Origin of the sequence: Phytoamicus setariae, assembly GCF_016722925.1 — a bacterium.
Taxonomy (GTDB): Bacteria; Pseudomonadota; Alphaproteobacteria; order Rhizobiales; family Rhizobiaceae; genus Rhizobium_E; species Rhizobium_E setariae.
Genome location: NZ_JAEQNC010000002.1, coordinates 61,625 through 81,658 on the forward strand (window position 1 = coordinate 61,625; position 20,034 = coordinate 81,658).

Annotated in this window: 22 protein-coding genes and 1 pseudogene; 17 read left to right on the plus strand and 6 right to left on the minus strand. The window is 58.3% G+C overall.

What is annotated here, in order from left to right:
- Nucleotides 1-307: 307 nt before the first annotated feature.
- The 5 genes from JJB09_RS02985 (at nt 308) to trhA (ending at nt 3,176) form a co-directional block, all read left to right on the plus strand.
- On the plus strand, nt 308-454 hold the full coding sequence (locus tag JJB09_RS02985) for a hypothetical protein (protein WP_201652903.1): 147 nt from the start codon (nt 308-310) through the stop codon (nt 452-454).
- A 200-nt stretch (nt 455-654) separates the two neighbouring features.
- Entirely contained in the window at nt 655-1,536 is an 882-nt protein-coding gene (locus JJB09_RS02990) for a hypothetical protein (RefSeq protein ID WP_201652906.1), read from the plus strand.
- Between the two features lie 134 nt (nt 1,537-1,670).
- The gene (locus tag JJB09_RS02995; protein WP_201652909.1) at nt 1,671-2,081 is read left to right on the plus strand and encodes a universal stress protein; all 411 of its coding nucleotides are present in this window, start codon (nt 1,671-1,673) and stop codon (nt 2,079-2,081) included.
- Nucleotides 2,082-2,113: 32 nt separating this feature from the next.
- Nucleotides 2,114-2,437 (plus strand): TraR/DksA family transcriptional regulator, encoded by a 324-nt coding sequence (locus JJB09_RS03000; protein ID WP_201652912.1) that lies wholly within the window; start codon nt 2,114-2,116, stop codon nt 2,435-2,437.
- Nucleotides 2,438-2,513: 76 nt separating this feature from the next.
- Nucleotides 2,514-3,176, plus strand: a complete 663-nt coding sequence (gene trhA / locus JJB09_RS03005) for a PAQR family membrane homeostasis protein TrhA (protein ID WP_201652915.1) — start codon at nt 2,514-2,516, stop codon at nt 3,174-3,176.
- Nucleotides 3,177-3,197: 21 nt separating this feature from the next.
- Here trhA and msrB read toward each other — a convergent pair whose 3' ends face one another.
- The gene (msrB, locus tag JJB09_RS03010; RefSeq protein ID WP_201652918.1) at nt 3,198-3,608 is read right to left on the minus strand and encodes a peptide-methionine (R)-S-oxide reductase MsrB; all 411 of its coding nucleotides are present in this window, start codon (nt 3,606-3,608) and stop codon (nt 3,198-3,200) included.
- A gap of 364 nt (nt 3,609-3,972) precedes the next feature.
- On the opposite strand from msrB, the gene JJB09_RS03015 reads away from it, so the two are divergent.
- The 10 genes from JJB09_RS03015 (at nt 3,973) to JJB09_RS03060 (ending at nt 12,251) form a co-directional block, all read left to right on the plus strand.
- On the plus strand, nt 3,973-6,297 hold the full coding sequence (locus tag JJB09_RS03015) for a putative monovalent cation/H+ antiporter subunit A (protein WP_201654126.1): 2,325 nt from the start codon (nt 3,973-3,975) through the stop codon (nt 6,295-6,297).
- Entirely contained in the window at nt 6,294-6,701 is a 408-nt protein-coding gene (locus JJB09_RS03020; protein ID WP_201652920.1) for a Na+/H+ antiporter subunit B, read from the plus strand. The genes JJB09_RS03015 and JJB09_RS03020 overlap by 4 nt, the downstream gene beginning before the upstream one ends.
- On the plus strand, nt 6,701-7,075 hold the full coding sequence (locus tag JJB09_RS03025) for a Na+/H+ antiporter subunit C (RefSeq protein ID WP_201652923.1): 375 nt from the start codon (nt 6,701-6,703) through the stop codon (nt 7,073-7,075). Before JJB09_RS03020 ends, JJB09_RS03025 begins: the two co-directional genes overlap by 1 nt.
- A gap of 9 nt (nt 7,076-7,084) precedes the next feature.
- A complete protein-coding gene (locus JJB09_RS03030) occupies nt 7,085-8,629 on the plus strand; it encodes a Na+/H+ antiporter subunit D (RefSeq protein ID WP_201652926.1) in 1,545 nt (514 codons plus the stop codon).
- Nucleotides 8,626-9,099, plus strand: coding sequence for a Na+/H+ antiporter subunit E (locus JJB09_RS03035; RefSeq protein WP_201652929.1), 474 nt, complete (start codon nt 8,626-8,628; stop codon nt 9,097-9,099). The genes JJB09_RS03030 and JJB09_RS03035 overlap by 4 nt, the downstream gene beginning before the upstream one ends.
- Complete coding sequence (locus JJB09_RS03040; protein ID WP_201652932.1) at nt 9,096-9,437, plus strand: cation:proton antiporter; 342 nt, start codon at nt 9,096-9,098, stop codon at nt 9,435-9,437. The genes JJB09_RS03035 and JJB09_RS03040 overlap by 4 nt, the downstream gene beginning before the upstream one ends.
- Complete coding sequence (gene mnhG / locus JJB09_RS03045) at nt 9,430-9,753, plus strand: monovalent cation/H(+) antiporter subunit G (protein WP_201652935.1); 324 nt, start codon at nt 9,430-9,432, stop codon at nt 9,751-9,753. Before JJB09_RS03040 ends, mnhG begins: the two co-directional genes overlap by 8 nt.
- 549 nt (nt 9,754-10,302) lie before the next feature.
- Nucleotides 10,303-10,731, plus strand: a complete 429-nt coding sequence (locus JJB09_RS03050) for a Ros/MucR family transcriptional regulator (protein ID WP_201652938.1) — start codon at nt 10,303-10,305, stop codon at nt 10,729-10,731.
- Nucleotides 10,732-11,054: 323 nt separating this feature from the next.
- A complete protein-coding gene (locus tag JJB09_RS03055; protein WP_201652941.1) occupies nt 11,055-11,447 on the plus strand; it encodes a helix-turn-helix domain-containing protein in 393 nt (130 codons plus the stop codon).
- An 18-nt stretch (nt 11,448-11,465) separates the two neighbouring features.
- Entirely contained in the window at nt 11,466-12,251 is a 786-nt protein-coding gene (locus JJB09_RS03060; protein ID WP_201652945.1) for a DUF6456 domain-containing protein, read from the plus strand.
- An 11-nt stretch (nt 12,252-12,262) separates the two neighbouring features.
- Here JJB09_RS03060 and JJB09_RS03065 read toward each other — a convergent pair whose 3' ends face one another.
- The 3 genes and pseudogenes from JJB09_RS03065 to JJB09_RS03075 form a co-directional block, all read right to left on the minus strand.
- Nucleotides 12,263-12,682 (minus strand): SufE family protein, encoded by a 420-nt coding sequence (locus JJB09_RS03065; protein ID WP_201652948.1) that lies wholly within the window; start codon nt 12,680-12,682, stop codon nt 12,263-12,265.
- Nucleotides 12,683-12,937: 255 nt separating this feature from the next.
- Nucleotides 12,938-14,377 (minus strand): annotated as a pseudogene (locus tag JJB09_RS03070) (DUF1254 domain-containing protein).
- 343 nt (nt 14,378-14,720) lie between these two features.
- Complete coding sequence (locus JJB09_RS03075) at nt 14,721-16,142, minus strand: aminotransferase-like domain-containing protein (protein ID WP_201652951.1); 1,422 nt, start codon at nt 16,140-16,142, stop codon at nt 14,721-14,723.
- A gap of 86 nt (nt 16,143-16,228) precedes the next feature.
- Here JJB09_RS03075 and JJB09_RS03080 point away from each other — a divergent pair, with 86 nt between their 5' ends.
- The gene (locus JJB09_RS03080; protein WP_201652954.1) at nt 16,229-17,092 is read left to right on the plus strand and encodes a DMT family transporter; all 864 of its coding nucleotides are present in this window, start codon (nt 16,229-16,231) and stop codon (nt 17,090-17,092) included.
- Nucleotides 17,093-17,152: 60 nt separating this feature from the next.
- On the opposite strand, the gene JJB09_RS03085 is transcribed toward JJB09_RS03080, so the two are convergent.
- Nucleotides 17,153-17,896, minus strand: a complete 744-nt coding sequence (locus JJB09_RS03085; RefSeq protein ID WP_201652957.1) for an NUDIX hydrolase — start codon at nt 17,894-17,896, stop codon at nt 17,153-17,155.
- Between the two features lie 109 nt (nt 17,897-18,005).
- Nucleotides 18,006-18,656, minus strand: coding sequence for a glutathione S-transferase family protein (locus JJB09_RS03090; protein WP_201652960.1), 651 nt, complete (start codon nt 18,654-18,656; stop codon nt 18,006-18,008).
- A gap of 261 nt (nt 18,657-18,917) precedes the next feature.
- Between JJB09_RS03090 and JJB09_RS03095 the strand changes: the two genes are divergently transcribed.
- On the plus strand, nt 18,918-19,850 hold the full coding sequence (locus JJB09_RS03095) for a ribose-phosphate pyrophosphokinase (protein WP_201652963.1): 933 nt from the start codon (nt 18,918-18,920) through the stop codon (nt 19,848-19,850).
- The last annotated feature ends 184 nt before the right edge of the window (nt 19,851-20,034 follow it).

Genomic DNA, 20,034 nt, shown 5'->3' on the forward strand with positions numbered 1-20,034 from the left:
CGAAACCGGGACGCGATTGCACGCTTGGGGGCAAAACTGAGACCGGGTTGGTCAACTCCATCCTCTCTCCGGTATGATAGACATACGGCACATCTGGTGTTCAGTCCTGCCTAAGAGACCTGCCGCATAGCTGCTTGATTTTGCGTTCGCGGCGGTTGGCGGTGCGCCCAACAGCGCACTTGTTTCGTCATAGGCGCTGGACTATGTTCCGTCTGAGCGTTTAGCCATGCTGGCGCGAGAAAGCAATATGGAAGACAATTTTCCAAGGTTGCAGTGCTGCATCTGATATTCACAGGGAGAAAATGACGTGGCGGATATTGCTGGAGCGAGGAAGAGATTGAAGGAAGTGAAGGCCGAGATCGCCAGCGCGAAGTCCAAGCTCACAGCGCTGAAGGCCGAACGGACTGCACTCAAGGCAAAGATCGAGGCAGAGGCGCCAAAGAAGGCGACCTGAGATTGTTCTGACCAGAGTGAACGCAATGCGCCCGTCCCAAAGGGTGTTGCTCTGGCGGTTTCAGTAATCTGACCAGAATTCCAGGGCCGGCCGATACGTCGGCCTTTCTTTTGCTGTTGACAATCCTTCGTCCTGATCGGAGAGCATTGCCACCTAGGCTCGTTGCGACGAGAATGCTTGCCAGCCGGAATGCTTGCGATATGAAAATTCATTGTCACCTCGGCGTCCACAAAACGGCGACGACCTTTATCCAGAGCCAGCTTAGTGAAAACCGCGCGCAGCTTGCCGCCGGAGGAATTGGCTATGCGGGTATCTGGACGATCCGCAAGCACTTCACCAACGCATTCGATCGCCTTTCGTGGTTCGATCCGGTCTGGCGCCCGTTGGTTCGGCCCTATCTGCGAAAGCGCCTCGACGCATTGCTGCAGCAGCATGCGAAGGGCGAGACATTCATTTTATCGGATGAGAACCTGCTTGGGCTTATTTCGGCAAACTACGTCACCCGAAGGCTCTATCCGCGGGCCGGCGCCCGTGTCGCCATGCTCGACGGTTTGCTCCGCCCTCATGACGTGCATTATTTCATCTCCGTACGCCGCTATCCGGAGTATCTGACCTCGTCATGGCTGCAAATGGCAGCGCGCGCCAAGGCGCCGGCATTCGAGAAATACCAAGGTCGTTTCTCGCCGCCGATGCGTGGATGGACGGAAATCGTTTCAGATATCGCCCGGGCAGTCGGGCCAGAGCGGCTTACCGTGTGGACCTACGACTGGTTGCGTGATGATCCCGCCCGTGCCTTGACACTTCTAGCGCCCGGTGTTCGCCTGAATGTTCCCGAACATGAGTTGCGTCGGGAGGTCCTGCCGTCGCTGAGCATCAAGGGTCTGAAAGTCATCACCCAGCTGGAGGGGCACCTTTCCCAGAGCGAACTCAGGCGTCTCGCCAAGCTGATCCGATCGTTCCCGTTCGACGACCCCAATCCGCGTCTGGAGATATCCGATGTCGCGCTGCTGGCTGCGTTCGATCGGAAATACGAGCAGGATCTCGAAAACATTCGAGCCTTGGGCGTCGACCTGCGCGTCTAAGCACGATTCCGCATGGCGGGAGTGTGCTCCAAATTCCTCTGTACACGATTCGGGTGTATCATTGATCGTGGTCAAGGCGGCGCCGTTGCTGCCAGATAAACGTGACCGGGTTACAAGGCTCAGGAGGTTGCGCGATGTACAGGAAAATTATCGTTCCGGTTGAAATGGGGCAGCTGGACAAAGGGGAGAAAATCCTCAGGAAGGCGGTGGCGCTTCTCGACGCCGGCGGCGAGATTGTCCTACTCAACGTTGCGGAAAACATCCCGGGTTATCTGACCATCGACCTGCCACCGGATTTCATTGATACCAGTGTCAAGGATGCCGAAGATCGTTTGAAGTTGCTGAGCGGCAGGTGTGATGCGGACGCCGAGATTGTCGTGCGGATCGGCTCGCCGGCGCGCGAAATCATTGCCACCGCTGACGACCTGCAGGCCGACCTGATCATCATCGCTTCACACAGGCCCAATCTGTCAAATTATCTGCTGGGAAGCACAGCTGACCGTGTTGTTCGCCACGCCAATTGCTCGGTTCTGGTGGATCGATAAACACGAACACTTTGCCGCGATAGGAGGCGTGGATGCAGGAAAGAACTGACTTTGAAACGGTGTTGAGAGCCCGGAAGGTCGAGCTGGAGGCGCGTCTGCGCAGGATCGAGGATGATCTCGACGAGCCGGCCAGCGCGGATTGGTCCGAACGCGCCGTGGAACTCCAGGATGACGAGATGCTGGAGGGCATGGGGCATGCGGGATCTGCTGAACTGAAGGCGATTGACGCCGCCCTGGCCCGGCTGGACAAGGGCACGTTCGGCATTTGCCCGCGCTGTGGTGGTCCGGTCTCCGAAGCGAGGCTGCGGGCGGTTCCTTATGCCGCGCTCTGCGAGGATTGCATTCGCGGAACGTGACGCCGGTTCAATGTCCGGTCTTGATCCTGCGGCATTCGCATGGCTTAAATGTCATTCGAACGTATGGCGGGGTCGGATGGCGCAAGCGGACAACATCGTCTGGCGATATGATAAACGCGAGATCATCGCGGATGGCATCGTTCACGGCATCGGCGTGGTTGCCGCACTGATCGCCGTCACGGCCCTCATTTTCTATGCCACCGTATGGGGCAGCAAGGGCGCGTTAGTCTCGGCCTGGATCTACGGCATCGGGCTTGTCGCCTCGCTCGGCATTTCCTTTGCTTACAACATCTGGCCGGTGTCGCCGGTAAAATGGTTGCTCAGGCGCTTCGATCACTCTGCGATCTTCGTGCTGATTGCGGCGACCTATACGCCGTTCCTGGTCGCTTGCCTGCCCGATGGCGTGGTGCTTGCCAATCTCGTCGGAATCTGGTGCGTGGCAGGCTTCGGCATTGCCTTGAAATGCACGTTGCCAGGCCGGTTCGACCGGCTGGCGATTCTGCTCTATCTGGCAATGGGCTGGAGCGGCGTGTTTCTCGCGTCGCGGCTACTGTCGGAACTTTCGCATGCGACGCTGGTGCTGATCCTCGTCGGCGGCGTCATCTATTCGCTGGGTGTGATCTTTCACATTTGGGAAAGGCTGCGGTTCCAGAATGCGATCTGGCATGGTTTCGTGGTCGCAGCCGCAGGCGTTCATTATGCCGCGGTGCTGACCACGATCGTACAGTCACCTGCCTAGGGCAGCGGCCCCGGATCCGCCTCAAGCCTTCTTGAAATCGAGCGCATGGCCGTTGATGCAGTAGCGCAGCCCGGTCGGCGGCGGGCCATCGGGAAAGACATGGCCGAGATGGGCGTCGCATTCGGCGCAGCGGATTTCGGTACGGACCATGTAATGAGAGGTATCGCGGATTTCCTTGAGCACGTCGTTTGATACCGGCTGGAAGTAGCTGGGCCAGCCCGTGCCTGAATCGAACTTGGTATCCGATGAGAAAAGCGGTGTCTTGCAGCAGACGCAGCTATAGATTCCGTGTTCGTGATTGTCCCAGTAGGGGCCTGAGAATGGCCGCTCGGTTCCGCCCTGGCGGGTGACCTGATACTGTTGCGGTGTCAGGCAATGCATCCATTCCTCTTCAGATTTCGACGGCTGGGCGGGGCTGTTGTTGCTTGTCATTTTGCTCTCCTTCCTGTGTCGCAAAGATGGGCTTTCACGGCTGGATTTGCAATCGCTGCAGCTTCAAATCATCATCACGCCGACGTTATGGATCGTCGGTCTTAACCGGCTTGCGAGCATCGGCGCAGGCCGATTTTCGCGGGAAAATCGCATTTACGGCTGGCTTATCAGCGTTGCTGCAACTATTCCTACAGCGCCGTGCGTCGCCGGAGACGCACAAAGGATGCCGCAGCGCTTTCGTTCTGCGCGCGATTCTTTCCATAAGCGACGCCGCTTTTGGGGATTGCGCGCGAAGTGCGGTGGAACGCGAAAGGGTGGTTTGTTGGATCTGGCAGCAGGATGGGTGACGACGGCGGGGCTTTGGATGCCGCTAGCCGGTGCGGCTATCGCGCCTCTGCTGGTCCGACGCCTGGGGCACAATGCAGCCTGGCCGCTCGCCCTGACCATGCTGGTGCCGTTTCTGATCTTTGCAAGCCATTTGCCACCGATCGCGTCCGGCCAGGCGGTATCCGGCGGCTTTGCCTGGGCGCCGTCTCTCGGAGTGAATTTCAGCTGGCGGCTTGACGGTCTGTCGCTGACCTTCGCGCTGCTGATCTCGGGCATCGGCACGCTGATCGTTCTCTATTCCGGTGGCTACCTGAAGGGTCATCCGCATCTGGGGCGGTTCTTTTCCTTCATCCTGATGTTTTCAGCGGCGATGCTGGGCGTGGTGGTTTCCGACAACCTGCTGATGCTGTTTGTCTATTGGGAGCTGACCTCGATTACCTCGTTCCTGCTGATCGGTTTCGATCATGCGCGTGTCGCCTCCCGGCGGGCTGCATTGCAGGCGCTGCTGGTCACCGGCGGCGGCGGGCTGTTCCTGCTGGCCGGTCTGCTGATGCTGGGCCAGATGGCTGGCGTCACAGACATCGGCGGTTTGATCGCAGGCGGCGCAGGGTTGCGGCAGCATTGGCTGATCGAAGTGGCGTTGCTGCTTGTGCTGATGGGGGCGTTTACCAAGTCGGCGCAGTTTCCGTTCCATTTCTGGCTACCGAATGCCATGGAAGCGCCGACGCCGGTCTCGGCCTTCCTGCATTCGGCGACCATGGTCAAAGCCGGCGTCTACCTGTTGATGCGTCTTTATCCGGTGTTTTCGGAATTGCCGATGTGGCAGGTCCTGTTGCCGGTGTTCGGCGCGACAACCCTGCTGGTCGGCGCGCTGCTGGCGGTCCGCCAGACCGATCTCAAGCTGATTCTTGCCTATACGACGGTCGCTTCGCTGGGGCTGCTGGTGATGCTGACCGGCATCGGCTCCGAAAGAGCGGTGCAGGCGGCGGTGCTTTATCTTGTGGCGCATGCGCTGTTCAAGGGCGGGCTTTTCATGATCGCCGGCGTCATCGATCACGAGGCGGGAACACGCGACATCACCCGCCTCGGCGGCCTGTGTCGCGCCATGCCGTTGACATTCGCCGCCGCCCTGCTGGCCGCCTGTTCGATGGGCGGTGTGCCGCTGCTTGCCGGGTTCATGGCCAAGGAGGAGATCTATGAGGCACTGATCGGCGGTGGCTGGTCGACGCTGCTGCTTGTGGTGGCGATCGCCGGCAATGCGCTGATGTTCGCTGCGGGATTTGCGATCGCGCTGAAACCGTTCCTTGGGGCGAGGGTGGAGACGCCAAACCACGCCCATGATGGCCCGGTGTTGCTGATGGCCGGCCCCGTGCTGCTTGCTGTGCTGGGTTTGGCCGCCGGTCTTGGCGCATCGGCGCTGCATCTCTATTTTTCGTCGCCGATGGCATCCGCCATAGCCGGGTCTCGGATCACAGTGGCAATCTCGGCGATCCCCCATCTCAGCACTGCCTTTGCGCTGTCGATGCTGACGATCCTGATTGGTGTTTTCCTACTTCTGGCGCTCGGTCGGGTCCGTGCTAGTGTAGACGCCGGCGTTCGGGCTATCGGCTGGGGCCCGGATCGCGGTTTCGACCAGGCGGTCGCGGGGTTGATCCGGCTGAGTTTCCGCATCGGCAGGTTCCTGCAGCCGGGGCGGCTTGAAATCTATCTGACGATCACCTTTGCGATCATCGCGCTGTGCCTGCTCTATCCGATGGTGTTGTTTGGCGAATTGCCCGCATGGCCGCGCGGGTCGGCTCCGTTGGAGTTCCATGAGGCCGCGTTCATCAGCCTGGCCGCCATCGGTCTGTTTGCTGTGCTCGCTTCCAAGAGCCGCCTGACCGCCATTGTCTCGCTCGGCATCCAGGGTTTTGCTGTGGCTGTCCTTTACCTTCTGTTTGGCGCGCCGGATCTGGCCTTCACCCAGTTCATGGTCGAAACGCTGTCGGTGATCATACTTGCGCTGATCATGACCCGGCTCAGAGTCGAGATTACAGACCGTCGCTCGGTGCCGCAGATCCTGATGGATGGCACGATTGCCGTGGCCTGCGGGGTGGGTTTTACGCTTTTCCTGCTCCGTGCGGTCGAGGTGCCGTTCAACGGCGAATTGTCCACCTTCTTCGGGCAACACTCCAAACTGCTGGCGCATGGCGCCAATGTCGTCAATGTCATCATCGTCGACTTCCGCGGCACGGATACGCTGGGCGAAATTGCCGTGGTCCTCATTACTGGTCTTGCGATCCTGGCACTCGTCCGGTTGCGCGCCGCAAAACCGACCGCCAGCTTCAACGATCCCGATAGCGAGGAGGGCGCTCGCTCATGAACTCGCTGATCCTGCGCACCATGGCGCCGTTCCTGACCGTGCTGATGCTGCTCTTCTCGGTCTTCATCATGCTGCGCGGCCACAACGCGCCCGGCGGCGGCTTCATCGGCGGTCTGCTCGGCGCATCCGCCATTGCGCTCTATGCTCTGGCCTTCGGCGTGACAGCCGGGCGCAGGCTGTTGAGAGTCCATCCGCTGGCGATCGCAGGCGCCGGTCTCGCGCTGTCGGCCATATCAGGCCTGGTGTCGGCATTTTACGGCGTGCCCTACATGACGGGCCTGTGGTTCAAGGTGGCAGGCATTGATTTGTCGACGGTGATGTCCTTCGATATCGGCGTCTATCTTGTGGTGCTCGGTGCGTTTTCCTCCATTCTTCTCGCGCTGGAAGAAAGAGAGGACGATTGATGGAAACCTCGTTTGCAGTTCTCTCGGGCCTGTTCTTTGCGGCCGCCATCTATCTCATGCTGTCTCGCCATATCATTCGTGTCATGCTCGGCGTGGCGCTGATCGGCAACGGTGTCAACCTGCTGATCTTCACGGCCGGACGCATCACCCGCGAAGTGCCGCCGGTGATCTCCGGCACGGATACGCTGCCCGCAAATGCCGCCAACCCCCTGCCGCAGGCACTGATCCTGACGGCGATCGTGATCTCCTTTTCGTTCTTCTCATTCCTGATGGTTCTTGCCTATCGCGCCTGGCAGTCACTCGGCACCGACGATACCGAAACGATGCGTTTTGCCGAGCCGGCGGATCTGCCGATGCCGCCGCTGGAGTACTGACCTTTGGCCATGCCGACAGAAGCAATAACCGACCTCGCAAAGGTGTTCGTGTCCGACATTCCAGCCGTAAGCTGGCTGGCGATCCTGCCGGTCGTGCTTTGCCTTGTTACGGGCGCAGCTCTTGCCATGATACGCCGCCAAATCCATTGGCATACTCCGGTTGCCATCGGAGCACTTGCGTGCCTCGTCGCGCTCGATGCCTTCTTGTTGTGGCATGTCGCGACCCAGGGGCCGATGACCATGGTACTCGGTCGCTGGCTGCCGCCATTCGGCATTGCCTTCAGCGTCGACGTTGCGGGTGCGCTTCTGGCTCTGACGGCTGCTGTGGTTGCGCTGGCGGGCAGCATCTACGCCTTGTCCGACATCGACACCAATACAAGGCGATACGGATTTTACCCGTTCCTGATGTTTCTGCTGGCGGGGGTGTCGGGTGCATTTCTGACCGGCGACATCTTCAATCTCTACGTCTGGTTCGAGGTCCTGCTGATCTCGTCATTCGGCCTGCTGGTCCTCGGTGGCGAGCGCGAGCAGATCGACGGAGCGATGAAATACGGGCTGTTGAACCTCGTCGCCACGACACTGTTTCTTATCGCGACCGGCTACATCTATGCCATTTTCGGCACCCTCAACATGGCCGATATCGCCGCCAAGGTAGCGGCGGACGACGGCAGTTTGCCGCTGATGACACTCGCCACCCTCTATCTGGCCGCCTTCGGCATGAAGGCCGCAGCTTTTCCCGTCAATTTCTGGCTGCCGGCCTCCTACCACACCCCACGCATCACCGTGTCGGCGCTGTTTGCCGGCTTGCTGACCAAGGTCGGCGTCTATGCGCTCTTCCGGGTCCTGGTCATGATCATGCCGGAGCAGGGGGAGGCGCTGCGGCCACTGATCTGGGCTGTGGCGATCCTGACGATGCTGACCGGATCGATCGGTGCGATCGCAAGTTCCGACATAAGGCGCCTGCTTGGCTATTGGGTGATTAGCGGTATCGGCGTGATGCTGGCTGGTCTGGCGATTGGCGGGCAAGACGCCCTGTCTGCCGCCGTGTTCTACATGCTTCACTCGATGGTGGTGATGGCAGCGCTCTATTTTCTCGCGGGGTTGGTCGGTCGGGCGGCGGCCGGTTTTGACCTGCACCGCGTCTGGGGCCTTTATGGGCGGTTCCCGCTGTTGACCGCGCTCGCCATGGTGCTGCTGTTCGCCATATCCGGCTTACCGCCATTTTCCGGCTTCTGGCCGAAGGCGATGCTGGTGCGCACCGCCCTTGCCCAGGAAAGCTGGCTGATTGCAGCAACGATCCTGCTTTCCGGCTTCCTGATGACATTTGCGGCGGGGCGCATTCTGCTGCTTGCCTTCTGGAGGCCCGCGCCGGATGAAGCTGAGGCCGTGAGTTTGCCCGGCCTGCAAATCTGCGTCCTGACGGCGCTGACCTGCCTCGTCGTGTTCGTCGGCCTGTGGCCCGAGCCCTTGGCCGTGGTTTCGGCGCAGGCGGCAGATGGATTGCTGAACCCGCAAACCTACATCCGGTCCGTCTTCGGGGAGCCACAACCATGACGTTGCCAGCAGCCAATCTTGCGCTCGCCGTCGTCTGGATGGCGGCAACCGGTCACTGGTCTGCCGGTGGTTTTGGGCTTGGCCTGCTGGTCGGAGCGCTGCTTTTGTCGCTGTTTCCGCCCAAGAGAGGCAGCCTCCGTTACGGCATCCGGATTTTTAGGGTGCTAAAGCTGCTTCTGGTTTTTCTTCGTGAGTTTTCCCTATCGGTTTTTAGGGTTATCAAGCTGGTTCTGTCGCCCAGACTGTCGATAAACCCTGGATTGTTTCATTTCCCGCTGACACTTACGCGAGATTTCGAGATCACGCTGCTTGCCAATCTGATCACCCTGACGCCCGGCACGTTGACCGTCGATGTGTCCGCGGACCGCAAGATCCTGACCGTGCATGCCATTGACTGTTCCGATCCAGATGCCGCCCGCCGCGATATCGCCGAGGGATTCGAGCGCCTGATAAGGGAGGCTTTCGCATGACTGTCGCAACGTTCTTTTCCCTGGCGGTACATGCCAGTCTGGCGATGCTGCTGCTTGCCATGCTGTTGACCGTCATTCGAGTCATTGCCGGGCCGACTGTGGCCGATCGGGTGTTGGCTCTGGACCAACTTGTCGCCATCGCCATCGGGTTCATTGCGCTGATCGCCATAAAGACCGGATTCGACCTCTATATCGACATCGCCCTGGCGTTGGCGCTGGTCGGATTCCTGTCAACTGCCGCATTTGCTCGGTATATCTACGTGACCGGCCGCAATGAGGCGGATAGTGAGCAGGCCCAGGGACAACCCGGTGCGGACAGGAGTAGCCGGGATGGCTGATTCGATCATCATGGCCGTCACCGCCTTCTTGATGCTGGCCGGAGCGTTGATTTCGCTGATCGCGGCCCTCGGCCTTTTGCGACTGCCGGACCTGCTCAGTCGCACGCATTCAGCCTCAAAGGCCGGCACCGCCGGCTCCGGTCTTTTGCTGATCGCGCTGATGCTGCAAACGGCTGATACTGTCTTATGGATCAAATGTCTCGTAACACTGGTGTTTTTCGTGCTGACGGCGCCCATTGCTGCGCACTTGCTTGCGAAGGCGGCGCTGAAGGCTGGTGAAAAACCGTTGGACCTTGATAAACGCAACAGTTCTTGATTGTTGTTTCCTGTCTAATTTTTACTTTTACTTGCATAGTGTGACGGATTTAAATCATGTGGTTATAAGCACAACCCCATGGGTTTTTAGGGGTTTTATGTATTGACGGTACAAACGCCGGTAAGTTGGCTGGGGAAATTGTTGGGGTTAGTCAATATTTCGTTAATGGTATTTCTGGAAATCACATCTGATGCAGTGATGATCATTTCGTCTCTTGTGAAAATGTCAAAAAATTATATTGGACAACGCGCCGAAAAGTGTTAATCCGGCGGAAGTAGAGCCATATTGTTGATTCATTATTGAACTGTATACAGGATTCATGTGAGCTGCGTGTCCCAATTTCGTTATTGGTAGGCGGTTTTGTTGAGGAATGTGGGTTTGTTCGAAAATGGTGTCGCGAGAGCTGATGAGAAAGATAGCTGTTTTGGCATTAGGGGTAGTGCTGGTACAGGTTAGTTAGGTCTTTCTCCCGGTGGGCTCTACGAATTGGTCGCTTCGATGCAGTTAAATGCAACGGAGCAGGGCAAGTTGATCAGTCAGGAGAAAGAAATGAACGATGCAATGAATGCAGGCAATAGGGAGCTGCTCGTTGAATTGACGGCCGAGATCGTAGCGGCCTATGTCGGAAACCATGTGGTTCCGGCTGGAGACCTAGCCTCCCTAATCGCGGATGTGCATTCCGCGCTGTCAAACACTTCCACTGCGGAAGCTCCCGCTCCGGTTGTCGAAAAGCCGAAGCCCCCCGTGCCGATTAAGAAGTCCGTACACAACGATTACATCATCTGCCTTGAAGATGGCATGAAGTTCAAGTCGCTCAAGCGTCACCTCATGACCCACTATGGCATGACACCGGAACAATACCGCGAAAAGTGGGAATTGCCGGCGGACTATCCGATGGTTGCCCCTGCCTACGCGGAAGCGCGTTCGCGTCTGGCCAAGGAAATGGGTCTGGGCCAGGGCCGCAAGAAGCGCGCCTGAAGCCAGTTCCAGACGGTTGAATTTTCAAAAAGGGCAGCCCGACAGGGCTGCCTTTTTTCGTTGAAGTAAGAAAAAAATCCTATTGTGTTTCAGCGGTTTAGTATGGATTTCGGTTTGAAATCCCGGATGGGTTGTAAGAATCTACTTTGAATTTGCATGAGATGGAGTTAGATATAGGAATATAAGCCTATTTCTGGAGACGTTGCATGACCAGCAATTTTCGCAAAACAGATTTGCCAGTTTCCCCGAGCCAGCAACAACCTGATGTGCCGATTTTAAGCGATCCTGACCGCCGCCTCGTCAGTCGATCCCAAGCGTGGCGCATGTCGGCGGTCCCCCCTTCGGATGTGTTAAAAATTGAGCGTCGCGCCACGATGCCGGGCCGGCGTCGCGCGTTGGCCGTACGCTCGGTTTGCCGGACAGTGGGCTCGATCGTCAATGAGATGGTGCAACTGATCGGCGAGCCGGATGCGTCAGCACGCGACAAGCGTTTCGCTCTGACCCATGTCCAGCAGATCTCCATGTATGTCTGCCACGTGGTCCTGCAATTGACGATGACCGAAATCGCCAATGCCTTCGGCAAGGACCGGACGACGGTCGGCCACAGTTGCGCGCGCGTCGAGGATCGGCGCGACAACCGGGGCTACGACCGGCTGATCGGCACGGTCGAACGCATTGTCGGTGGGCTTTACTGCCCGGTCGCGCATCGCTCCTGAATGTCCGGAGGAAATACCATGAATAAGGAAATAGCCCGGCTGCTGCGTTTCATTGGCAGTGCCGGTTGCCGGATCGAAGCCCGGCCGGACGGAAAATGCCGGCTGGCAAGGCCCGGTCGTGGTGAACTCGTTCTTGCCGGGACGGTGATCGCGGAAGCGGCAACGCGTGGTCTGGTCCTGGTACGCGACGCAAAGCTGTTTGCGACATCCGAGGCCAGGCCGTATCTCCGGCGTTTTTTGGCTGCGCGGGAAGAAGCCTTTCTCGATCAGCACAGGAGTATCGAAGTTGTTCGTATTGCGGACGCCGATGGCGCCAGGCATGTCCGGCTGAATTCCAGCGCTTCGCCGCTTGCCGCCCTTTCGCGTCTGCGGGATGGAACGGGCAAGGTCTGGTTTTCCACCGATGCGCTGTCGGCCGGTGACAGGCTGGCGCAGGATTTTCAGTTCGCCAATCTGCAGCCGAAAATCACCCCGAGCTATGAGCCGAGGCTGGGAAACAGGACGCGCGCCGCCCCCGGTGCCGGCGTGGAGATGAAGGACAGCGTGCTGGCGGCACGGCTGCGGGTGTCGCGCGCAGTCGAGGCGATGGGGCCGGAACTGGCGGGCGTGGCGCTCGATGTCTGTTGCTTCGAGAAGGGGTTGGAAACCGTAGAGCGGGAACGCCAGTGGCCGGCGCGATCGGCCAAGCTGATGCTGAAGACGGCGCTGCAGCAGTTGCACCGCCACTACAATCCCGCTCCGCGCCGGACGCGCCAAAGCCATGCCTGGGGTGATGAGGGATACCGGCCGGATCTTGTCGGATAACAGGAGTCGGTCTACGCCGCGACCCTGGCGACAGCCTCGTGCTGGATGCGGTTGACCATGGAGCGCAGGCCGTTGGCGCGCTGTGCCGAAAGGTGCTCGACGAGCCCGATGCCGCGGAAGATCTCGAGTGCGTCAAGGTTGGTGATTTCTGAGGCGCGTTTACCCGAATAGATCGCCAGCACGATCGCCACCAGCCCGCGCACGATATGGGCATCGCTATCGCCATGAAACACCAGCGTCGGGTCGGCACCGTCGCCTGTGTCGGTCACCAGCCAGACCTGGCTGGCGCAGCCGCGCACCTTGTTTTCGTCAGTCTTGTCGGCATCGGGAAGATCAGGCAGCGCCTTGCCGAGTTCGATCACATAGCGGTAGCGGTCTTCCCACTCTTCGAGGTAAGCGAAATCTTCGAGTATCTGGTCGATCGATGCCATGGCTCAGTCCTTGTACTACCTGCCATATAGGCAATCTGCCGCGTCATTGAAAGCGTCTCGACGAGCAAACCGCAAATTTGAACCGAAACGCGTGTCTGCCATTTGCAAGCAACGGCCTCGCGAAGAAGATGCGGTTGGCGGGAGTTCGTGGCTCAAGGCGGACATTATGATTGCCGTTTCGGGGGCGCTGACTGAAGGCTCAAACTAAAAGTCCCGGCCTTGGGCCGGGACCGGGACCAATCTGGGTGCTGCCGACTACCCCACCTTTTTCACGGCTGGGATGACCCATGATCCATCCAGGATCGACGGCGAGCTGTCGTCGGGCCAATAAAGCCGCATCATCAGGATGAACTTGCCCTTCGGTGCCGGAAGCCAATTTGCTTCCTTCTCGGCACCAGGCGACTTGCTCTGGATGTAGATGTCAATCGAGCCGTCGGAGTTGGGCTTCAGGTCCTGCCGCGCGCTGATTGAGTAGCGATTGATCGGATTGTCGACGAAGAAGTACTTTTCATTGTACATCGTAATAGACCAGAACCCTTTCACAGGCGGCGTCTTTCCTTTTGGAAAGGTCAGTACATAGTTGTCCTTGCCGTTGTAGGCTCTGGCGAAAAGTCCATCCTTCGATTTCGTCGACGTCGGATAAATCGCATCCTCGGGACGGTTGGCCCCAAGGCCGACCGCGGTGATCAGCGCACGCTGCAGGTAATCAGTTCGATATATGCCGGTTTTGGTCGTGTAGCCCCAGCCGTTGATATCCTTGATATCACCGTCGCTAAACTTGAAGTGCATCATGATGCGCGCGAAGGCAACTTCGGGAATCCGTTTGATGAAACGGGCATCCAGCTTGCTCTTGTCGAAATCCTGACCGGGAACGATCCCGATTTCAGCCATCTTCGCGACGATCTCTGCATCGTCCGCCGTGGGCGGATTGGTTTTCAACAGTTCGCACAGCAGCGTGAAGTACTCGACCGCATCCATCCGGTTGACCTGCTCGCGGACGGCTGTCTTCATGTCGATCTTGGGATCGACCTTGCCGCGCGGCGGGGTCCAGTCCTTGCCATAGCTGCTGAGCGGCACGAGCTTGCACTGGTCCTGTGCTTCATGAACCGCCTTGTAGTCCTCTGGTGTTCCCGAGCAATAGATGCGCCCGAGGATCCAGACGATACTTGTCGGTGACTTGTATTCGGTAACGCCCTCAGGCAGCTGGCCTTGCCATCCGGGACCGGTGATCGCGTAGGTCTGCGCTCCGTCACCCGTCGTCCGCTTCCCGGGCACTTGGAAGACGGTCGTCCATCCGTCCAGCATGGGAAACAGGAAATACCGGTCCTTCATTTCCGGGATCGACAGAACCCATGGTTCCTTGCCGACATCGATGAATGCCGACGTGTAGAGGGTGTCCGCATTCGGCGCGGTGACATCGGTAAAGGACGCGTCCGGATATTCACGTAACTTGATTATCTGGCCCATAGGTCCCTTGGTACCCTTAAGCTTGGATACATTGGTGATGACCCGCCGCGTCATCTCCATCGTGACCAGCGGATAGCCCTAGGTGTAGGCTTCCACCGCCAGCCAGAAATCGCTTTTTCCCTCGAAAGGATCAAGGAACGGATCGTCGAAGGCATGTGCCGGTGAGAGACCGCTTGTGGCAAGCAAACCAAGGCCGCTGATCGACACGGCTCGACGAGTGATATCCATCCTAACCTCCAAGCGAAATGTTGCTCCTCGGGCTGAATCGGCCGCCTGCCAATGTCATGCCCTCCCGACCTGGAGAATTAGCATATGATAATAAAATCTACTATAGCAAGAAGAAACAAGCGCTACAACAAAAAGGATTATCGTTGCACTTATGTCTTGTGCATTTCGTGTGCGGCGCGATCTTGCCTGACACCCATGGTCCACTTTTGGGCGAGCAACTGCCTCTGGCTATTCCCCCAAATGGACAGTTTGAGGCGCTTGCCGCCGGCAAAAACAGCACCGCAAACAGGGGGCTTTGCTGCGTGTCAGGAACGACAAGTTTAGGGTCGGAACCCTCGTGGGTTTAATGTCGCCGATCCTTCAGAATATTGCCGAGCACGTCAAAGATACGGGGATCGAGAGTCTGGGAGATGTTGAAGCGCATGAAGTTCGTGGCCGATTGCGACAAGCTGAATGCGTTTCCTGGTGCCATCACTATCTTTTGTTCCAAGGCAGCACGTGCGACATCCGCAGCGTCGATGCCATCAGGCAGTTGGCACCAGAGCAGCATTCCGGCCTGGGGCTCCAGCCAGGGTGTCACGCCCAGGTTTTTCAGTTTGGCGCAAACAGTGCTCATTGCGAGCGAGAGACGATGTCGGATGGTCTCGAGGTGCTTTCGATAGCTGCCGTCGCTCAATACGTTCAGAACCAGTTCCGCGGTCATCCGGCCGCCACCAAATGATGTGGCGATCTTGAGATCGGTCAGGCCATCGATCCATTGCGGTTTGGCTGCGACGAACCCGCAGCGCGCCGACGCCGACAAGGTCTTCGAAAAGCTGCCGATGTAAATGACGCGGTCGAGCCCGTCGAACGCTGCCAGGCGCGGCGCTGGCGTGTGCTCGAATTCAGCGAAGATGTCATCCTCGATAATCGTCAGATCGAATTGATCCGCGAGCTTCAGAACCCTGTGGGCCACCACGGGGGAAAGAGTTGCCCCGGTCGGGTTGTGAATAGCGGAATTGGTGATGTAGAGACGTGGCCGATGCTCCGCGACCGTTGTTGCAAAGGCCTGTATGTCCGGGCCTGCCGGCGTGTACGGCACGCTAACGATCTTTGCCCGGTGGGCGCGCAGCAACGCATGGAAGTTGAAATAGCAGGGATCATCGACCAGCACCGTGTCGCCGGGTTCGAGGAGAAAGCGACACAGCAAATCGATGGCCTGTGTGCCGGATTCAGTCAGCATAATCTGATCTGGCGATGCTTCGATGCCGCGTTCGGCCATCCGTCGGGCAATGAGTTGCCGGAGTGGAGGCAGTCCGAGTGGGGAGCCGTAGTCGGCCAGGGTTGACCCATCGGCACGCGACAACGTCCGCAGGGCTCGGCGAACGCTATCCTCTGGCAGCCATGAGGGCGGGAGCCAGCCGCAACCCGGCTTGAGGTCCCCATCACCGGCTTCCAGGGACTGACGCGAGATCCAGAACGGGTCGACTGCGCGATCCAGCTTTGGTCCGACCTCTGCCAGCGCGAACGGGGCTGCCTGGTTGGCGACGTAAAATCCGGAACCGGGTCGGGACAGGATCGCGCCTTCGGCAACCAGGCGCTCATAGGCTTCGACGACCGTCGAGGTCGACACCTTCATCGTCAAGGCAAGCCCTCTGACCGACGGAAGCTTTGCGCCGGGCGTCAAGCTCCGGCCTGCTATGCGCTGTCTGATGGTATCCATGACCACCGACATTCGGGTGCGTCCTGCAGCGTCCTCAGTCATCTGTATTGCTCCATCGACCATAACAGTTTCTGAAAACTGTATCATACTGTCACTGGCAATACCAACGGCCATGTCCGATAAGCAGCGCGTTGATGAGGGAGTGGATGATGGATCGGGCAACAGCCGGGTGGATCAACGGTTTTGTTGGTGTGGTGATTTTCAGCGGATCGCTTCCTGCCACGCGCGTGGCGGTGATGCAGTTCGATCCGGTTTTCCTCACCGTTGCGCGAGCGGCTATCGCCGGAATTCTGGGCCTTGGCCTGCTCGTTCTGCTGAAACAGAAATGGCCAAGCCGGAGCGAGATCGTGTCGCTGGCCATCGTCGCCTTGGGCGTCGTGGTCGGCTTTCCGTTGCTGACGGCGTTGGCACTGCAACATATCACCTCCGCGCATTCCATAGTTTTTGTCGGTCTGCTGCCGCTGTCGACAGCGCTCTTCGGTGTGCTCCGAGGCGGAGAGCGACCGAAGCCAGCCTTCTGGCTGTTCTCCGTTCTGGGCAGTGCATTGGTGGCCGGTTTCGCACTGGCGCAGGGCATTGCGGCATCACCGGTCGGCGATTTGCTGATGCTGGCAGCGATTATCGTCTGCGGGCTTGGCTATGCCGAAGGTGGCAAGCTTTCGCGAACGCTCGGCGGGTGGCAGGTGATTTCCTGGGCGCTTGTGCTGTCGTTGCCGCTGATGATCGCCATAACGATTTTCTACATGCCCCCAACGTTCCCCGGCATCGAGACTCCAGCACTGATCAGCCTCGGCTATGTTTCGCTGTTCAGCATGCTCATCGGCTTTGTGTTCTGGTATCGTGGTCTCTCACAGGGTGGCATTGCCGCAGTGGGGCAATTGCAACTTCTCCAGCCATTCTTCGGACTGGCGCTGGCCGCAACCCTGCTGCACGAATCCGTGACCTGGGGGATGCTCGCCGTCACGGTGGCGGTCATCCTATGTGTGGCGGGTGCGCGTCGGTTTGCCAGATAAGGAACGAGGAAGGTCGCGGTCCGTGTATGTGCCACCTGCATTTCGTGTGGATGCCGCAAACTAGATCAAATGCTGGTGGAGAAAATGCCTTGCTTTGATGAAACTCCACGTCTTTGGCATGCTCACCAACGGGCCATTCTCATCGAGAATATCGGTTATGGGATAGGCGAGGAGTTGAGATGCTTCATTCCGATCTGGCGCATGTTCTGCCGCCGTCAGGATGTTAGCCGCAGTAGATTTGCTAGGCATTAACAGAAACAATTCTGGATGGCAGAACACCGGGTCGTACGCGAGACCGATAGCAAACGATGCAAATCGAGCGATATCAACAACTGCGATTTCCTCTTCTATTTCGCGTGCGGCTTCATTGAAGAGGTCAACAAGGCCGTCGCTGGCACCGGGCCAAGCGTAGCCCCCGACGAAATAGAGACCACCTGGGTTCTGATCGGCCGTTAGACTTCTCTTTGTGACAATTACGTGGTCGTCTGCGGTTAGCACAATTGCTGTTAATCCGAGAGGATCGGCGCGCGCCGCTTTCGTGTTCTCGACATAAAATTCAGGATGGCGTGTAGCCATGTAAGCGGAAAAGGAAGTGCGACTTGTAGAAAGGGTTAGCCGCCCACCTTCAAGTTGATGAGATGCCATGCGCAATAAAACGCCGTCGAAGGCTGACGGTCGATTGGTGCGGAGAACCTCCCAATTCGATTTTCTAATCTCTTCCACAGCGGCATGTAGGTGAAAGTCACCTGAAAGGCGGCATTCTATTTGATCGACGGGGATGCTGAACGACTGATCTTCGAACAAACGAGTATCTCCCAGCCCAGTATGTTTTTTACCGTAAGGTAGCGTGATCAGAAGATAGGGAAGCTTGCAAATGCCACAATGTCCGGTGTTGGCCCAGGGCGGACCTTTGTCAGCCGGTCGATGCGGCGGTGAGAACCGCCAACTGAGCGTCGAAAGCACGCTTGTATGCGGGCCGCGCTTCGCCGCGGGCAACATAGGCGGAGAGATTCGGATATTCGTCCAGCATACCTGATCCTTTCAACCTCAGCAGCACCGACACCATCTGAAGGTCACCGGCGCTGAACTCGCCGTCAAGCCAGTTGGCATCGCCAAGACGAGCGGAAAGGTCGCTCAGCCGCTTGCGGATGCGGCCCAGGACCATGGACAGGCGCTCTTCGTACCAGCTCTTGTCGCCCTCCAGGAATCTGGCGATTTCGCGATCAACGATCGGTGGCTCCATCGTGGAGAGTGCGGCAAAGATCCAGTTGATCGCGCGCGCCCGGGCATTTGTATCGTCTGGCAGCAGGCCCGCATGGCGCTCCGCGATATGCAACACGATCGCCCCCGACTCGAACAGGGCGAGATCGCCTTCTTCATAGGTCGGAATCTGCCCGAACGGATGAAGCGCGAGATGCGCGGGTTCCTTCATCGCTTTAAACGAAAGAAGACGAACGTCGTAAGGCTGGCCCACTTCTTCGAGCGCCCAGCGAACGCGCATGTCACGCGCCAGGCCCTTGCCGCCATCGGGCGACCGTTCAAAGGCGGTAATCGTAATGGTCATCGTTGTTCTCCATCGCTGTCTGTCTTGAAGACGATTGGCTAGACGAGATTCCGACACCCCATGCTCGAGATAACCTCGCGGTCAGTTTAAAGACTGCTCAAAGGGCGCGTACCTGCTGCTGTTGAGCGTCCGCTTGTGGGCCCAAACCGGCCATTTAGCAAAAAACGAAACTCTTAGTTGTGATTCCACGCGCCATACTCTAAAGGTGCCTGCGAACACAAATCTTTGTTCCCGTAGGCTCCTTGAAACAGGATCGCGCTAATGAAGCTGGTGACCGGTAACTCCAACCGCCCCCTTGCCGAAGCCATTGCCAATTACCTAGATCTTCCCCTCACAGACTGTACGGTCAAGCGCTTTGCCGACCAAGAAATCCACGTTCAACTTCATGAGAATGTGCGCGGCGAAGACGTTTATATTCTCCAGTCAACAAGCACCCCAGCCGATGGCCATCTCATGGAGCTGCTTATCCTGACTGATGCGCTGCGCCGCTCATCTGCCCGCCGTATCACTGCCGTAATCCCTTACTTCGGCTATGCCCGTCAAGATCGTCGCGCCATTGGCCGCACTCCGATCTCGGCAAAGTTGGTAGCCAATATGATTGCTGGTGCAGGTGTCCACCGCGTTATAACGGTCGATCTCCATACCGATCAGATTCAGGGCTTTTTCGACATTCCGACTGATAATCTTTACGCAGCGCCCGTGATGACCCGCGACATTGAGGAGCACTACGACACGAAGAATCTGATGATCGTTTCGCCCGATGTGGGCGGCGTGGCGCGAGCTCGCGCCATCGCCAAGCGCATTGGTGCCGATCTTGCAATCGTCGACAAACGCCGACCCCGCGCAGGAGCGTCGGAAGTCATGAACATCATTGGTGATGTGTCGGGGAAAAGCTGTCTTCTGATCGACGACATCGTAGATAGCGGCGGGACACTGATCAACGCGGCTGAAGCCTTGTTGGAAGCTGGTGCCAAAGAGGTTTCGGCCTATATCACCCATGGTGTACTTTCCGAAGGTGCCTGCGAACGTATCGGTGCCAGCAACCTCAAGGAATTGGTCGTGACCGATTCCATTCTCGAAACCGAAGCTCAACGTCAGACCTCCAATATCCGACGCATCATTATCGCGCCATTGATTGGCGAGGCCCTCGCACGCACGGCCAGGGATCAAAGCGTTTCAAGCCTTTTCAACTGATTTGACGCTTGGCGCGAAGTCAACCGCAATGACCGCTTCTGGCGCGAGCGGAAATCATAGCGTGTTGGGGCACAGGCGGGAGCCGTGGCGCGGCAGTCCCCCCGATGCCCACGGCATTAGCGCAGAATGCCGGGGTGATCCGGTGCCGTATCATCAAGGAAATGACGACTATTCATGGTCTCGG

Excerpts from the sequence above, each read along its gene's own strand:
- JJB09_RS02990 (WP_201652906.1), top strand. The coding sequence starts at position 655 with ATGAAAATTCATTGTCACCTCGGCGTCCACAAAACGGCGACGACCTTT.
- JJB09_RS02995 (WP_201652909.1), top strand. The coding sequence starts at position 1,671 with ATGTACAGGAAAATTATCGTTCCGGTTGAAATGGGGCAGCTGGACAAA.
- JJB09_RS03000 (WP_201652912.1), top strand. The coding sequence starts at position 2,114 with ATGCAGGAAAGAACTGACTTTGAAACGGTGTTGAGAGCCCGGAAGGTC.
- trhA (WP_201652915.1), top strand. The coding sequence starts at position 2,514 with ATGGCGCAAGCGGACAACATCGTCTGGCGATATGATAAACGCGAGATC.
- msrB (WP_201652918.1), bottom strand. The coding sequence starts at position 3,608 with ATGACAAGCAACAACAGCCCCGCCCAGCCGTCGAAATCTGAAGAGGAA.
- JJB09_RS03015 (WP_201654126.1), top strand. The coding sequence starts at position 3,973 with ATGCCGCTAGCCGGTGCGGCTATCGCGCCTCTGCTGGTCCGACGCCTG.
- JJB09_RS03020 (WP_201652920.1), top strand. The coding sequence starts at position 6,294 with ATGAACTCGCTGATCCTGCGCACCATGGCGCCGTTCCTGACCGTGCTG.
- JJB09_RS03025 (WP_201652923.1), top strand. The coding sequence starts at position 6,701 with ATGGAAACCTCGTTTGCAGTTCTCTCGGGCCTGTTCTTTGCGGCCGCC.
- JJB09_RS03030 (WP_201652926.1), top strand. The coding sequence starts at position 7,085 with ATGCCGACAGAAGCAATAACCGACCTCGCAAAGGTGTTCGTGTCCGAC.
- JJB09_RS03035 (WP_201652929.1), top strand. The coding sequence starts at position 8,626 with ATGACGTTGCCAGCAGCCAATCTTGCGCTCGCCGTCGTCTGGATGGCG.
- JJB09_RS03040 (WP_201652932.1), top strand. The coding sequence starts at position 9,096 with ATGACTGTCGCAACGTTCTTTTCCCTGGCGGTACATGCCAGTCTGGCG.
- mnhG (WP_201652935.1), top strand. The coding sequence starts at position 9,430 with ATGGCTGATTCGATCATCATGGCCGTCACCGCCTTCTTGATGCTGGCC.
- JJB09_RS03050 (WP_201652938.1), top strand. The coding sequence starts at position 10,303 with ATGAACGATGCAATGAATGCAGGCAATAGGGAGCTGCTCGTTGAATTG.
- JJB09_RS03055 (WP_201652941.1), top strand. The coding sequence starts at position 11,055 with ATGTCGGCGGTCCCCCCTTCGGATGTGTTAAAAATTGAGCGTCGCGCC.
- JJB09_RS03060 (WP_201652945.1), top strand. The coding sequence starts at position 11,466 with ATGAATAAGGAAATAGCCCGGCTGCTGCGTTTCATTGGCAGTGCCGGT.
- JJB09_RS03065 (WP_201652948.1), bottom strand. The coding sequence starts at position 12,682 with ATGGCATCGATCGACCAGATACTCGAAGATTTCGCTTACCTCGAAGAG.
- JJB09_RS03075 (WP_201652951.1), bottom strand. The coding sequence starts at position 16,142 with ATGGTCGATGGAGCAATACAGATGACTGAGGACGCTGCAGGACGCACC.
- JJB09_RS03080 (WP_201652954.1), top strand. The coding sequence starts at position 16,229 with ATGGATCGGGCAACAGCCGGGTGGATCAACGGTTTTGTTGGTGTGGTG.
- JJB09_RS03090 (WP_201652960.1), bottom strand. The coding sequence starts at position 18,656 with ATGACCATTACGATTACCGCCTTTGAACGGTCGCCCGATGGCGGCAAG.
- JJB09_RS03095 (WP_201652963.1), top strand. The coding sequence starts at position 18,918 with ATGAAGCTGGTGACCGGTAACTCCAACCGCCCCCTTGCCGAAGCCATT.